This is a genomic window from Streptomyces sp. NPDC055962, assembly GCF_042270185.1.
GTDB lineage: Bacteria > Actinomycetota > Actinomycetes > Streptomycetales > Streptomycetaceae > Streptomyces.
On sequence record NZ_JBHJYN010000011.1, the window covers coordinates 40,223 to 53,652 of the forward strand.

The window sequence follows — 13,430 nt, forward strand, 5'->3', positions numbered from 1 at the left end:
CGGCTCATCCACGGGTCCCGGCCGCCGGAGGGGCTCGGGCGGGACTCCGGCGGGCTCCTGTGGGACGGCGCGGGGAATACGGCGGACTTCTGTGGGACGGCGTACGACGGCGGCGGCGTCATGCGTCCCGCCCCGACGGCCTACGACGCGGTCCGGCCCTCGTCCGGCGGGTCCGCGTCGAGCCCGGTGGCGCCGTCCTCCCACCGTCGGCGGCGCTCGTCGACGGACTGTTCCCACCAAGGGGTGCCGCGTTCGCCGAGCGCCACCTTCGCCGTCTGCACCCGGCTTCGGGCCGCTCTCTCGGCCGCCGGGTCCTTGCTCCGGTGCGCGGCGGCCACGGCGCGCCGGGCCGCCATGAGGTGACGCCGCAGGCCGGCGGCGATCTCCTCGGGAATCTCCGGATCCGTCGCTCGCCATCTCCGACCGCCCACCACGATGTACCGGCCGTCCGGCGTCCGTTCCGGCTCCGGCTTCGGTGTCGGATCCGGCTTCGATGGAGGTCCCATCCGGCTCATGCTGCCCCACCCGCCGGTCTCCGCGGACCGGCCACGCCGCCTTCTCCCCGCAAACGTGCAGGGGTGGCAACGGAGCCCGCTCACTCATCGTCACGGCCTGGCCCCAGGAGTGGCACACTGGCTGCTGATCCGCCCGAAGGAGCCACCGTGTCCACGTTCAGCACCATCCGACGAGCGGTCCGCCGCGGCTACCGGCGTGCCGTGGATCTCAGTCATCCTGCACGCTCGCCGCTGGGCAGCTCGGTGGTGAACTGCGTGGTCTATCGCGACGGTGCACGGCAGGACGGGACGGTCGACGCCGCGGAGGCTCTGCGGCGGGTCCGCAGGTCCGGTGACGGATTCGTCTGGATCGGGCTGCACGAACCGGAATCGGACGAGCTCACCGGCCTCGCCGAGCTGTTCGGACTTCACCCGCTCGCGATCGAGGACGCCGTCCACGCCCATCAGCGGCCCAAGGTGGAGCGGTACGACGACATCCTGTTCGCCGTCTTCAAGACGGTCTGCTACGTCGAGCACGCGGAGCTGACAGCCACCAGCGAGGTGGTCGACACCGGCCAGCTGATGGCCTTCGTCGGCACCGACTTCGTCATCACCGTCCGGCACGGCCGGCACGGCTCCCTCGGCCCGTTGCGGGAGGCCCTCGAGAGCACGCCGGCGCGACTGGCCGGGGGGCCGGCCATGGTCCTGCACGCGATAGCCGACCAAGTGGTCGACGAGTACCTGGCCGTCGCCGACGCGGTGCAGAACGACATCGATGCCGTGGAGTCGGCAGTCTTCAGCGGCAGCAGCGGCCGGGGCGACGCGGGATGGATCTACCAGCTCAAGCGGGAGCTGCTGGAACTGAAGCGCGCGGCGGCGCCGTTGGACCGGCCCCTGCAGCAGCTCGCCACCCAGCCCATGCCCGCTGTCCAGCCCGACATCCGCGCCTACTTCCGGGACGTCGCCGACCACCTGACCCACGCCCGGGACCAGATCACCTCGTTCGACTCGCTGCTCGACTCGATCCTCCAGGCACATCTGGCCCAAGTGACCGTCGCCCAGAACGAGGACATGCGAAAGATCACGGCATGGGCAGCGATCATCGCGGTGCCGACCATGGTGTGCGGGGTCTACGGGATGAATTTCGAGCACATGCCCGAGCTCGGCTGGACCTACGGCTACCCCCTTGCCCTCGGGGTCATCGCCGTCGCCTGTTTCGCCGTGCACCGAGGGTTCCGCCGCAACGGCTGGCTCTGACCCGCCGCCCGCGCCAGGTGACCGCCGGTCCCGTGCCGGGACGGGCGAGACCGGGGACGGCCGGTTCCGTACGGGCGGCCACCGATCCTGGTCACTGCCGTCCGGTTGCTCCCCTTGTCGGGCAAGATATCCCTGCCACTGGTGTGTCCGACATCGCTAAGGAGCCGTCATGTCCGAGACCTTCCACCTCGATCCGGCGAAGACCGCACTCGTCCTCATCGAGTACCAGAACGACTTCACCAGCGAGGGCGGTGTACTCAACGGCGCCGTGGCGGGAGTGATGGAGAAGACCTCCATGCTCGCGAACACCGTGGCCCTCACCGGAGCCGCGCGCGCTGCGGGCGTCACCATCATGCACGCACCCATCACCTTCGCCCCCGGCTACGGCGAGCTGTCCCGGCACCCGTACGGCATCCTCAAGGGGGTCGTGGAGGGCTCGGCCTTCGTCAAGGACAGCTGGGGCGCCGCGATCGTGGACGACCTCGCCCCGGCCGAGGGTGACATCGTGATCGAGGGCAAGCGTGGCCTCGACACCTTCGCCAGCACGAACCTCGACTTCATCCTGCGGAACAAGGGGATCGACACGATCATCCTCGCCGGCTTCCTCACCAACTGCTGCGTCGAATCGACGATGCGGACCGGATACGAGAACGGCTACCGGGTCATCACCCTGCCGGACTGCGTGGCCGCCACCTCCCAGGAGGAGCACGAGAACGCGATCACCTACGACTACCCCATGTTCTCGCTGCCCATGACGTCGGCCGAGGTCATCGCCGGCCTCTGAGAGTCCGGAGGCCGTGACGGCACTCCGTCGGCCCGATGAGCGGGCCGACGGAGTACGGCCTCGAACAGCGGGTGGCCACGCCGCACGGACCCCGCTCGCAACCCGTCCGTGAGCAGGTGCGCAGTCGTTCACCGCGCCCACTGCGCCGGTGGGATGCCGCTGGGAATCCGGGACAGCCTCGCAGCGGTGGGTGGGAACGAACGCCGTCAACGCACCGGCTCCGGACGTGCCTGGAAAGCGCTTCGTCGTCATCCAGTGAACCGGTCAACTGCGCCGGCGGAAGTCGACCATGTAGAGGACCTTGTCGAAGCGGTGCTCGCCGACCGCGACGAAGTCGGTCAGACGGCCGTACTCGCTGAAGCCCAGCGACCGGTAGAGGTGCAGAGCACCGGTGTTGTCACCACGGGCGTCCAGGGTGAGGACCTCGATGCCTGTCTCCCGGGCGTCGGCGATCAAAGCAGTGGTCAGCGCACGGCCGACGCCACGGCCGTGGACCTCGGCGTCCACCGCGATCTTCTCCAGATCGGCGTGCGGCCGATGGGTCGGCCGCGCGTAGCGAAGCCAGTAACCGAACCCGACCAGTCGACGGTCGAGGTAAGCGGCACGCAGGGCCGCGTCCCCGACGTGTGCCAAGGAGAGGACGCGTCCGAGCAACTCCGCCACCTCGTCCCGCGAGGGCGGCTCGACCCAGCCCAGCGCGGCACCTCCGACGACCAGGTCCGCGAGGATCCGGTGGGCCGACTCCGCGAACCGGGCCTCCAGGTCAGGATCGGACGTCAGGTCCCGGGCGTCGAGGACGGCGGGCCGGGTACTTCCTCCGCTGGTCATGGCCGCATTCATGGGTGCCAGCCTAGTACTCCGGCCGTGGATCGTGATCTTGTGGGCCGGGCAGGACCGGCGGCCTGGTCGATATCGGATCGCGTGAGGGGGGTCGCCCGCCGGCACGCCGGCCTCGTGGATCGCGCAGAGGTAGTGCTCATCGGAGGACGAGCCGGTGTCGGCAGGACGACGGTGGGACGGGAGGTCTCGGCGCTCCTGCGCTCCGAGGCGGTCGCTCGCGCGGTCATCGATGGTGACCTCATTGGGGCAGGTGCATCCGGCGCCGGAAGGAGACCCCCCTCGCAGGGAGATCACCGAGAGCAATCCGACTGCCGTGTGGGCGAACTTCGCCCACACGGCTACAGACGCCTGGTCCGTACGAACACCATGAGTGTGCTGCCGGAGGCGACGGGCATGCTCGGGCGTGCCATGGGAGCAGGAATCGGACGCGTACTGCTCACCGCCTCCGATGCCACCGCCCGCGAGCGGCTGGTGGAACGAGAACTCGGCGCAGAGCTGGAGCAGGAGTTCGAGACGCCTGTCCGCAAGGCACGGCTCCTGGAGCAGCAGGCTTCCGAGGAGACCGTCCGGGTGCCGACGGACGGACGTCTCGTCGTCGACATCGCGCGGGAGGTGGTTGCCGCCACCGGCCGGGCCGGGCATGGCCCTGCTCGTGGAGCCTGACGAGTGAGTGGCTGGTCCAGCGGGATCAGGCCGATCGACCGTCGACGAGGGCACCTGGGCATGCCGACTCGTGCGGGGGCCCAAGGCGATGGCCCCCTTCGGAGTCACGTCGGACACGCGCACTGCCCGCTTCCGCGAGGCCGTCGCTCGTCATCAGCCGCGCTCCACCGGTCAGGGCCCCCCGCCTGGCAGCCACCGGACCAGGCCTCGCGGTGCCGGCCGACCAGCGGCCCGGGCCAGGGCGACAGCGACTCCGGTTGCTCACGAAGTGCCCTGGAGGCCGGACGGCGCGGAGGGGGCCGGTGGCCGAGCCGGCCGTCACCGCCCTGAGCACGCGCCTCGGGCCGCGGGACGCCACCGACCCGGACCGCGGGGCGCCACCGGCGCGGGCCCACACCCAGCACCTTTGTCCCTCTACTAGAGAAAGTTGTGTTCCGGTACGTCAAAGGTCTATCTGAGCGCCGCAAAAGCCACTACTTTCCTGATCTGAACCGGACGACAAGGACCGGGTGCCCTCCTCCCCCTGGGGCACCCGGCTCCCGGCGCGACGGCGCGCGCCTGTGCTCCACCCCCGACCCCGTCTCCACACGGAGGATTCGCGTGCACAGGAAACTCATCAGACCTCTCGCGGCCGTGGCGTGCACCTTAGCCATCGCCGCGGGTGCCCTTACGGCCCAGCAGAGACCGGTCGAAGCCGCACCCGTGGCGGCCGAGGAGTTCCAGCAGGTCACCCTGGCCAAGGGAGTGGCGGAGACCGGTGAGCCGATGACGCTCGCCGTCCTGCCCGACCGGTCCGTCCTGCACACCTCACGGGACGGCACGCTGCGCCTCACCGACGCGGCCGGCACCACCAAGGTGGCCGGGCGGATCGACGTCTACTCCCACGACGAGGAGGGGCTCCAGGGCGTCGGCGTCGACCCCGGCTTCACCACCAACCGCTTCGTCTACCTCTACTACGCCCCGGTGCTCTCGACTCCCTCGGGGGACGCCCCCGCCAACGGATCGGCCGCAGACTTCGCCCCGTTCAACGGCGTCAACCGGCTCTCACGGTTCGTCCTCAAGACCGACGGCACCCTCGACACCGCGTCCGAGAAGAAGGTCCTGGACGTCCCCGCCAGCCGCGGCCTCTGCTGTCACGTCGGCGGGGACATCGACTTCGACGCCCAGGGCAACCTGTACCTCTCCACGGGCGACGACAGCAATCCCTTCGCCTCCGACGGGTTCACCCCCATCGACGAACGGTCCGGCCGCAACCCCGCCTACGACGCCCAGCGTTCGGCGGGCAACACCAACGACCTGCGCGGCAAGGTGCTGCGCATCAAGGTGAACGCGGCGGGCGACTACTCCATCCCGTCGGGGAACCTGTTCGCTCCGGGAACGGCGAAGACCAGGCCCGAGATCTACGCCATGGGTTTCCGCAATCCCTTCCGGATGAGCGTCGACAGGCCGACCGGCACCGTCTACCTCGGTGACTACGGCCCCGACGCCGGCACGGCGAGCGCGAGCCGCGGGCCGGCCGGGCAGGTCGAGTTCAACCGCATCACCAAGGCGGGCAACTACGGCTGGCCGTACTGCACCGGCAAGAACAACGCGTACGTCGACTACGACTTCGCCTCCTCCACGTCCGGAGCCGCTTTCTCCTGCTCAGCCCCCAGGAACACCTCGCCCAACAACACCGGCCTGACCGACCTGCCTCCGGCCCAGCCCGCCTGGATCCCCTACGACGGCGGATCGGTCCCCGAGTTCGGCAGCGGTTCCGAGTCGCCCATGGGCGGGCCCGTCTACCGCTACGACGCGGCCTCGACGTCGGACGTCAAGTTCCCCCAGAGCTACGACGGCGACTTCTTCGCGGGTGAGTTCGGCCGCAAGTGGATCAAGCGCGTCGAGCAGGGTACCGACGGCACGGTGCAGTCGATCAACGCCTTCCCGTGGCAGGGCACGCAGGTGATGGACTCGGCCTTCGGGCCGGACGGCGCCCTCTACGTGCTCGACTACGGCACGGGCTACTTCAACGGGGACGCGAACAGCGCCGTCTACCGCATCGAGCACATCACCGGCGGACGGTCCCCGCTCGCCAAGGCGGCAGCCGACCGTACCTCAGGCGTCGCTCCCCTTGCGGTTAAGTTCTCCTCGGCGGGCAGCTCCGACCCCGACGGAGACCCCCTCACCTACGCCTGGAAGTTCGGTGACGGCACCACCTCCACGAGTGCTTCCCCCTCCCACACGTACTCCGCCAACGGGCGCTACACCGCGGAACTGACGGTCTCCGACGGCACAGGGAAGACCGCGACCGCGTCGGTGATCATCACGGTCGGCAACACGGCGCCGAGCGTCACCCTCGAACTGCCCGTCGACGGCTCCGTCATCGACCCGGGTGCCGCCGTGCCCTTCAAGGTCACCGTCACCGACCCCGAGGACGGCACGGTCGACTGCTCCAAGGTGAAGGTCACCTTCATCATCGGCCACGACAGCCATGGCCACCCCCAGACCTCCGCCACCGGCTGCTCCGGAACCGTGCAGACCATCGCCGACGGTGAACACGACCCCAACGCCAACATCTTCGGCGTCTGGGACGCCGAGTACACCGACAAGGGGGCGAACGGACAGCCGGCCCTGACCACCCATGACCAGAACCTCAGCCAGGGCAGCCAGCGCCAGGCCGAGCACTTCGGGGAGTCCGCCGGTGTCACGATCGTCGACAAGGCCGAGGCGCACGGCGGCAAGGCGGTCGGCTACATCGACAACGGCGACTGGATCTCGTTCAAGCCGTACCTCCTCGCCGACGTCACCAAGCTGACGGCCCGTGTCGCCTCCGGCGCCACCGGAGGAACCCTCGAAGTGCGGGCGGGCTCACCCACCGGCACCCTGCTCGGGTCGGCGGCCGTCCCCGCCACCGGAGGCTGGGAGTCCTTCCAGGACGTGTCCACGAACCTCACCGCACGTCCCGCCGGCACCACCACGCTCCATCTCGTCTTCAAGGGAGGCAGCGGATCCCTCTTCGACGTCGACGACTTCACCGTCACCACGAGTACGCAGCCCGCCCGGACCGGCCCGATCACGGGGATCGGCGGCAAGTGCGTGGACGTCGCCGCCGGGGCCACGGCCGACGGGACGCAGATCCAGTTGTTCGGCTGCAACGGGACGACCGCACAGAGCTGGACGGTCGGGACGGACCAGACGCTGCGCGCGCTCGGCAAGTGCCTGGACATCAGCGGAGGTGCCACGGCCGACGGCACGAAGATCCAGCTCTACGGCTGCAACAACACCGGAGCCCAGAAGTGGGCGCCGCAGGCCGACGGCACCCTGAAGAACCCGGTGTCCGGCAAGTGCCTGGACGCGGCCGGTGGTGCTTCGGCCGACCGCACCAAGCTCCACCTGTGGACCTGCAACTCCGGTGCCAACCAGAAGTGGATCCTGCCATGAGCCGACTCCACGGGCGCCTTGCCGCCTGGGCCGCGTCCGCCCTGCTCGCCACAGCCGCTCTCCCCATGACGGTCTCCAACGCCGCACCCGAGGCCGGGGCACCCGCGCCCGCGGGGCTCTCCGCGGCGGCCGCCGCCGACCCGCGGTACGACGTCCTGGTCTTCTCCAAGACCGCCGGCTTCCGCCACTCCTCCATCGACGAAGGCGTCACCGCCCTGCGCGAGCTTGGCGCCGCCAACAACTTCACCGTGACCGCGACCGAGGACGCGGCCGCCTTCACCACCGCCAACCTGGCCGGCTACGAGGCCGTCGTCTTCCTTTCCACCACCGGCGACGTCCTCAACAGCGCGCAGCAGACCGCCTTCGAGGGGTACATCACGAGCGGCGGAGGCTATGTCGGCATCCACGCGGCGGCCGACACCGAGTACGACTGGGCCTGGTACAGCGGCCTCGCCGGGGCGCTGTTCAAGTCCCACCCGCAGATCCAGCCGGCCACGGTCAAGGTCGAGGACCGCGCCCACGACGCCACCGCCCACCTCGGCCCCACCTGGCAGCGGACCGACGAGTGGTACGACTACCGCACCAACCCCCGGACCACCGCGCACGTCCTGGCCTCGCTCGACGAGTCCACGTACAGCGGAGGCACGATGGGCGGCGATCACCCCATCGCCTGGTGCAAGGACTACCAGGGCGGCCGTGCCTTCTACACGGGCGGCGGCCACACCGAGGACTCGTACACCGATCCCGCCTTCCGCCGCCATCTGCTCGGGGGCATACGCTGGGCAGCGCGTCTGACGGAGGCCGACTGCGGCCCGGAGACGGGCTACACGTCTCTGTACGGAACCTCGGGCACCGGCGGATGGAAGCAGGCCGGCCCAGGCTCCTTCACCGAATCCGATGCCACTCTCACCTCCCAGGGCGGCCTCGGCCTGCTGTGGTACCAGGCCAAGGAGTACAAGGCGTACTCCCTGAAGCTCGACTGGCGGCAGGCCGGTGACGACAACTCCGGGGTGTTCGTGGGCTTCCCGGCCTCGGACGACCCGTGGTCGGCCGTCGACAGGGGATACGAGATCCAGATCGACGCGACGGACTCCCCGGACCGCACGACGGGTTCCGTCTACGGTTTCAAGTCGGCCGACCTGACCGCTCGCGACGCGGCGCTCAACCCGCCGGGAGAGTGGAACACGTACGAGATACGGGTCGAGGGCGAACGCCTCCAGCTCTTCCTCAACGGCCGGAGGATCAACGACTTCACCAACACCGATCCCGTGCGCAGCCTCCAGCAGGGCCACATCGGCCTGCAGAACCACGGCACGGGGGACGACGTCTCGTTCCGCAACGTCCGCATCAAGGAGCTCGGAGGCACGGCCGGCCCCAAGGAGGGCGCCGTCACGGGCGTCGGAGGCAAGTGCCTCGATGTCGCGAGCGGCGCGAGCACCGACGGCACCCAGATCCAGCTGTGGACCTGCAACGGGTCGGCTGCCCAGAGGTGGACGGCCGGGGCGGACCAGACCCTGCGGGCGCTGGGCAAGTGCCTGGACATCAGCGGCGGCGGCACAGCCGACGGCACGAAGGTCCAGCTCTACGGCTGCAACGGCTCGGGCGCCCAGAAGTGGGTGCCGCAGGCCGACAGCACGCTGAGGAATCCTCAGTCGGGCAAGTGCCTGGACGCGTCGGGCGCCTCCTCGGCGGACGGGACCAAGGTCCACCTCTGGTCGTGCCACACCGGCGCCAACCAGAAGTGGATCCTCCCCGGCTGAGTACGCACCCGACTCCGTGGTCACCGCGGGAGGCGGTGACCACGGAACCGGCCGCGGTCCCGGGCCGGTGGCGGCGGCAGGGCGCCACGCCGTAGCGCCCTGCCGCCGTTCTCACGCGCTCCGCGCACTGCGAGCGTTCCCGTGCGCCCTGGCGTGCCCTGTGAGGTCACACCGGACGGTCGTCGGGAGTCGGATCCTCCGGTGCTCCGCGGGACGAGGTGCAGGCGGAGCGGTCCGTCGGTAAATGCCTCGACAGCGGGTGCGGTGATCGGGGATTCTTCGCGCGATGACCAGAATCGACGACACACCGCCCGCATGGGACGAACGCGCCCAGCTCACCTCGTTCCTCGACTACGCACGCGGCACCGCACACGCCAAGTGCGACGGCGTCTCCGCCGAGAACGCACGCAAGGCGCTCCTGCCGGGCTCACCCCTGATGACGATGAGCGGAGTGATCAACCATCTCCGCTGGGTCGAGTACTACTGGTTCCACGTGGTCTTCCTCGGCGAGGAGGACCAAGGACCCTGGACCGACGAGGACCCCGACCGCGAGATGCGTATCGCTGTCGATTTCCCGCTCGCCCAGTTGCTCGCCGAATACGCCGAACAGGCCGCCCGCCACAGGGAACTGGTCGCCGGGACCAGTCTGGACGAGCATGCCCGGCGCGCCGTGCGCAACGGTGTCCACGTCGACCTGCGCTGGATCCTCCTCCACCTCACCGAGGAGACGGCCCGCCACAACGGCCACCTGGACATCCTCCGCGAGATGCTCGACGGCACGACCGGCTAGAAACAGGTCGGGCGGCACGCCCGTCCTGTGTGCCCACCCGTCCCGGGTGAGCGCCGGCCGGCCCCAGGGCGCAGACGGCCCGCTGAGTGCCTGCTCCGTCGGCGGGGTGCGGAGGCAGGCCGGGTACGGAGCCGGCAGGGCCTGGCGAGACCTTGCCGTCGGAACCGGTGCACAGCCGTGCCCACGATCGGGTCTGCGCCCACGTCGGGCGTGACCGGCCCCGGGACTGCGCCGACGACCTGGCCGAGAGCAGGACGGCGTAGCCCGGCCGGGCCGCCAGGACGGCGCAAGGCCTGGTGCGCGGGGCCGACGGGACCGGGTAACGTCTTGGGCATGTTCTTCCAGACACCGATGTACGAGTGAGCGAGTGATGGGCCGTTCTCCGGCGTCCTCCGACGTCACCGCGCCCGTCGCCCCACCGATGAATCCGCAGTTCACTTCACATCATTGCCGGGAGAACCCGTGACCGACAGCAAGAACATCAACAACCCCGTGGGCCAGGGCGGCGGCAAGCGCAAGAGGCAGTCCCGCGCCGAACGCCAGAACAACGGTCCTCACCGCAATCTCGACCGCCGGAACGCCGCCGACCAGAAGGCGGAGCTGGTGCGCAAGATGCGGGAGAAGACAGCCGCAGCCGAGGCCGCCGCGCCGGCCGGTGACGACACCGCCCAGAGCTGACGCACCACCGCCGGGCGACACCGCACGGTACGCCAGAGCCCGGACCGCGTGCCGCGGTCCGGGCTCTGGCGTACCGAAGCAATGATCAAGGTGGCGACGGCCGGCCTCATGCGCCGCAGGCCCACCGGTGAACCGGCCCCGCACCGGCGCGGCGCCTGACCGCTGCGGTCAGTGTCGTCACGAGCTCGCCGGTCGCTGCCGCAGAACTCTGAAGCGACGGCCGACCACATCGACGCAGTCATGCAGATGCGGCTTCGGAAGGCCCGCGCGCTCACGCATCAGAGCAATGGCCTGCACGTTCCGCCCGGCCGAAACGAGGCTGTCCACCTCGTGGCGCAGCTCCACCGACAGCCGGCCCCACAGATCGTTCTCCATGTCCGCATTGAACTCCATGAACACCCCTGTGGGGCGACCGCTGCCTGATTGAACGCGGCCTTGCCCCACACCCCCGGCGGAGCAGACGCTCCACGTGCATCGCCCGCGGCACGTGAAAGGCGCGCCTGTGACGGGGCCCGCTCGAGGGTTCACGCCGCCCGGACCACCGCAGGGTGCCCATGGGCCCGGCGAGGAGCTGACAGTGCATCATGCGCGTGGTTCAGCCCTGACGGACGTCAGGACGAAGCCCGGCAGAGCCCCGTCAGATGCCATTCGGCCGTCGGCCGGTGTGCCGACCGTACGAGCACGAGCTGCACGACGGACTACGGCATGTCCCGTACCGCACCGTGGATGATCGCGCGCGCCTTCCGGACCAGGTCCGCGTTGCTCGATACGGAACTGCCGTCGGGGAGGTGCAGTACGTCCTCCAGGCCGATGCGGGTAGCCAGGCGGCGGGACACCGCGTGCCGGAGGACGGGCCAGGCCGTGGCGTCCTCACCGTGCAGCAGGATCGGCGCGGCAACCGGGGCGAGTGCGCCGAGAAGGCCGTCCGCGGCATGGAGTGCATCGCCCTGGGCGGTCCCGGTGATCTCGGCGAGGACGCGCAGGGCTCGGTACGCATCGGGCCAGGCGAGGAACCGCTGGGCGGCGGGAGTGCCGGAGTAGATGCCTGCTTCGATGCCGATGCCCCGGTCCAGCAGGACAGCGGAGACGTGGGCGGCGCCGTCCTCGTGCCAGTTGACGGAGGCGTGGTCGGGCAGCACGGTCCACGCCCGGACCTGCGCGGCACGGGCCCGGGGATCGGCCGTGGCCCAGGCCCCGGTCGTGACCCCGACGGGGATGCCCGGGACGACGGCCCGCACCGCGCCGACAGCGGCAGCGACGGCGGTGGCCTCCAGGGTGTCCCGGCCGTCGCGATCCTTGGGGTGCAGATGGATGTCCTCGGCCCCGGCGGCGACAGCCTCGCGTGCCGCAGCCGCCAACTCTGCCGGGGTCACCGGCAGGTGGAAGCACTGGGCACGGCTCCGGGCTCCGTTGAGACAGACCTGCAGCATGGCACCATCCTGGCAGGCCGCGCCCTCGGCGTCTCCAGCCTCGTGCGCTCAGCCTCCCGCAGCACCGGGGCCGAGGTCGAGGGACCACGTCTGGCCGACGAGAGGGTGGCCGAAGCCCTGGTGAGGCCCTTCGTCGGCAAGGGTGAAACCGAAGTGCTGGTAGATCCTGCGCGCGGACACCAGGTTGTCCGTGGTCCACAGAGTCACGCGTCCGTAACCGGCCTTGCGGGCGAAGGCGAGGGCCTCCTCGACCAGGCGGGTACCCATCCCGAGGCCCCGGGCAGCCGGGGTGACGAGCAGGACGCGCAGCTTGGCCTCGCCCGGCTCGTCGCCTCCGGCCAGCATCACGCAACCGGCGCGTTCGCCGTCGACCTCGACGATCCAGGCATCTTCCGCGGCCGGGGAGTCCTTCGCCGCGTACTCGGCGACGATGCCGGCGACCAGGGCCTCGAACTCCGTGTTCCAGCCGAACTGCTGGCCGTACAGCTCGCCGTGCGCCATGACCATCCAGCCCAGATCACCGGGGCGGTCGGCACGGCGGATCCCGGCCTGCCGTCGGTGGGCTCCGTCCAGCATGGCAACACTCTCCGAAGTCATTCATCACCTTCCGCTACTGACACGAGTGTGTCAGTAGCTTTAGGCTAGACCCATGCCCCCGACGACCGCAAACCCGTCCGCGCGCCAGACCGAGCTGCTGGAGGCCGCGTACCGGTACGCATTGACCCACGGCTTGGCCGACCTGTCCTTGCGCCCGCTGGCCGAAGCCGTCGGCTCCAGCACCCGAGTGCTGATGTTCCTGTTCGGGAGCAAGGAGCAACTCGTACGCGCCCTGCTGGAGCGCGCCCGAACCGACGAACTGGAGCTTCTGAACAGCCTGCGACAGGCGGACGGGCCACACGGTCTGGCAGCGGCGGCCGAGCAGGTGTGGAGCTGGCTCGCGGCGGCCGAGCACCGTCCACTGCTGCGCCTGTGGGCCGAGGCCTACGCACGCTCCCTCGTCGAGCCGGGCGGCCCCTGGGCCGGATTCGCCAGGGCCACCGTGGACGACTGGCTCGATGTCCTGGCCGCCTGCCAGCCTCGGCAGGAACGGGACGCCGCTGACGGCCTCATCCGCCGCACTGCGACGCTGGCGCTGCTGCGAGGCGCCTTGCTCGACCTGCTCGCCACCGATGACGAGCCCAGACTGACCGCTGCCGTCCACCGACAGCTGGCGCTCCTACGACACGAGGAGCCTGGCACCGCCTGAAGCTCCGAGTGAGGTGCACCTCGGCCAGTGGCTCGTGCCGATCTCAGGGGCGCCGCCCCTGCTCG

Annotated in this window: 12 protein-coding genes and 1 pseudogene; 8 read left to right on the forward strand and 5 right to left on the reverse strand. The window is 70.3% G+C overall.

What is annotated here, in order from left to right:
* Window positions 1–140: 140 nt before the first annotated feature.
* Window positions 141–515: a hypothetical protein gene (locus ACFC51_RS26890; RefSeq protein WP_376531256.1), complete on the reverse strand. Its 375-nt coding sequence runs from the start codon at window positions 513–515 to the stop codon at window positions 141–143.
* Between the two features lie 147 nt (window positions 516–662).
* Here ACFC51_RS26890 and ACFC51_RS26895 point away from each other — a divergent pair, with 147 nt between their 5' ends.
* Both ACFC51_RS26895 and ACFC51_RS26900 read left to right on the forward strand, forming a co-directional pair.
* Entirely contained in the window at window positions 663–1,751 is a 1,089-nt protein-coding gene (locus ACFC51_RS26895) for a magnesium and cobalt transport protein CorA (protein WP_376377108.1), read from the forward strand.
* Window positions 1,752–1,920: 169 nt separating this feature from the next.
* A complete protein-coding gene (locus tag ACFC51_RS26900) occupies window positions 1,921–2,535 on the forward strand; it encodes a cysteine hydrolase family protein (protein WP_376531258.1) in 615 nt (204 codons plus the stop codon).
* A 264-nt stretch (window positions 2,536–2,799) separates the two neighbouring features.
* Here the strand turns inward: ACFC51_RS26900 and ACFC51_RS26905 are convergent, their stop codons facing one another.
* On the reverse strand, window positions 2,800–3,375 hold the full coding sequence (locus ACFC51_RS26905; protein ID WP_376377112.1) for a GNAT family N-acetyltransferase: 576 nt from the start codon (window positions 3,373–3,375) through the stop codon (window positions 2,800–2,802).
* Window positions 3,376–3,489: 114 nt separating this feature from the next.
* Between ACFC51_RS26905 and ACFC51_RS26910 the strand changes: the two are divergent.
* The 5 genes and pseudogenes from ACFC51_RS26910 to ACFC51_RS26930 all read left to right on the forward strand — a co-directional run bounded on the left by ACFC51_RS26910 (window position 3,490) and on the right by ACFC51_RS26930 (window position 10,689).
* Window positions 3,490–4,038, forward strand: a pseudogene (locus tag ACFC51_RS26910) (hypothetical protein).
* Between the two features lie 600 nt (window positions 4,039–4,638).
* Complete coding sequence (locus tag ACFC51_RS26915) at window positions 4,639–7,461, forward strand: PQQ-dependent sugar dehydrogenase (RefSeq protein ID WP_376531260.1); 2,823 nt, start codon at window positions 4,639–4,641, stop codon at window positions 7,459–7,461.
* A complete protein-coding gene (locus ACFC51_RS26920; RefSeq protein WP_376377116.1) occupies window positions 7,458–9,221 on the forward strand; it encodes a ThuA domain-containing protein in 1,764 nt (587 codons plus the stop codon). Before ACFC51_RS26915 ends, ACFC51_RS26920 begins: the two co-directional genes overlap by 4 nt.
* A gap of 286 nt (window positions 9,222–9,507) precedes the next feature.
* Window positions 9,508–10,011 (forward strand): DinB family protein, encoded by a 504-nt coding sequence (locus ACFC51_RS26925; RefSeq protein WP_376381367.1) that lies wholly within the window; start codon window positions 9,508–9,510, stop codon window positions 10,009–10,011.
* Window positions 10,012–10,473: 462 nt separating this feature from the next.
* Window positions 10,474–10,689 carry a DUF6243 family protein gene (locus ACFC51_RS26930; protein ID WP_376381364.1) on the forward strand — a complete coding sequence of 72 codons (216 nt, stop codon included), beginning with the start codon at window positions 10,474–10,476 and terminating at the stop codon, window positions 10,687–10,689.
* A 177-nt stretch (window positions 10,690–10,866) separates the two neighbouring features.
* Here the strand turns inward: ACFC51_RS26930 and ACFC51_RS26935 are convergent, their stop codons facing one another.
* The 3 genes from ACFC51_RS26935 to ACFC51_RS26945 form a co-directional block, all read right to left on the reverse strand.
* Entirely contained in the window at window positions 10,867–11,082 is a 216-nt protein-coding gene (locus tag ACFC51_RS26935; RefSeq protein WP_376531262.1) for a hypothetical protein, read from the reverse strand.
* Between the two features lie 305 nt (window positions 11,083–11,387).
* Complete coding sequence (locus ACFC51_RS26940) at window positions 11,388–12,119, reverse strand: 3-keto-5-aminohexanoate cleavage protein (RefSeq protein WP_376380582.1); 732 nt, start codon at window positions 12,117–12,119, stop codon at window positions 11,388–11,390.
* Window positions 12,120–12,167: 48 nt separating this feature from the next.
* A complete protein-coding gene (locus ACFC51_RS26945) occupies window positions 12,168–12,716 on the reverse strand; it encodes a GNAT family N-acetyltransferase (protein ID WP_376531264.1) in 549 nt (182 codons plus the stop codon).
* A 52-nt stretch (window positions 12,717–12,768) separates the two neighbouring features.
* On the opposite strand from ACFC51_RS26945, the gene ACFC51_RS26950 reads away from it, so the two are divergent.
* Complete coding sequence (locus ACFC51_RS26950; RefSeq protein ID WP_376380576.1) at window positions 12,769–13,365, forward strand: TetR/AcrR family transcriptional regulator; 597 nt, start codon at window positions 12,769–12,771, stop codon at window positions 13,363–13,365.
* Window positions 13,366–13,430 lie beyond the last annotated feature (65 nt).

Coding starts and splice junctions, on each gene's coding strand:
- ACFC51_RS26890 (WP_376531256.1), bottom strand. CDS start 515: ATGAGCCGGATGGGACCTCCATCGAAGCCGGATCCGACACCGAAGCCG.
- ACFC51_RS26900 (WP_376531258.1), top strand. CDS start 1,921: ATGTCCGAGACCTTCCACCTCGATCCGGCGAAGACCGCACTCGTCCTC.
- ACFC51_RS26905 (WP_376377112.1), bottom strand. CDS start 3,375: ATGAATGCGGCCATGACCAGCGGAGGAAGTACCCGGCCCGCCGTCCTC.
- ACFC51_RS26920 (WP_376377116.1), top strand. CDS start 7,458: ATGAGCCGACTCCACGGGCGCCTTGCCGCCTGGGCCGCGTCCGCCCTG.
- ACFC51_RS26925 (WP_376381367.1), top strand. CDS start 9,508: ATGACCAGAATCGACGACACACCGCCCGCATGGGACGAACGCGCCCAG.
- ACFC51_RS26935 (WP_376531262.1), bottom strand. CDS start 11,082: ATGGAGTTCAATGCGGACATGGAGAACGATCTGTGGGGCCGGCTGTCG.
- ACFC51_RS26940 (WP_376380582.1), bottom strand. CDS start 12,119: ATGCTGCAGGTCTGTCTCAACGGAGCCCGGAGCCGTGCCCAGTGCTTC.
- ACFC51_RS26945 (WP_376531264.1), bottom strand. CDS start 12,716: ATGACTTCGGAGAGTGTTGCCATGCTGGACGGAGCCCACCGACGGCAG.
- ACFC51_RS26950 (WP_376380576.1), top strand. CDS start 12,769: ATGCCCCCGACGACCGCAAACCCGTCCGCGCGCCAGACCGAGCTGCTG.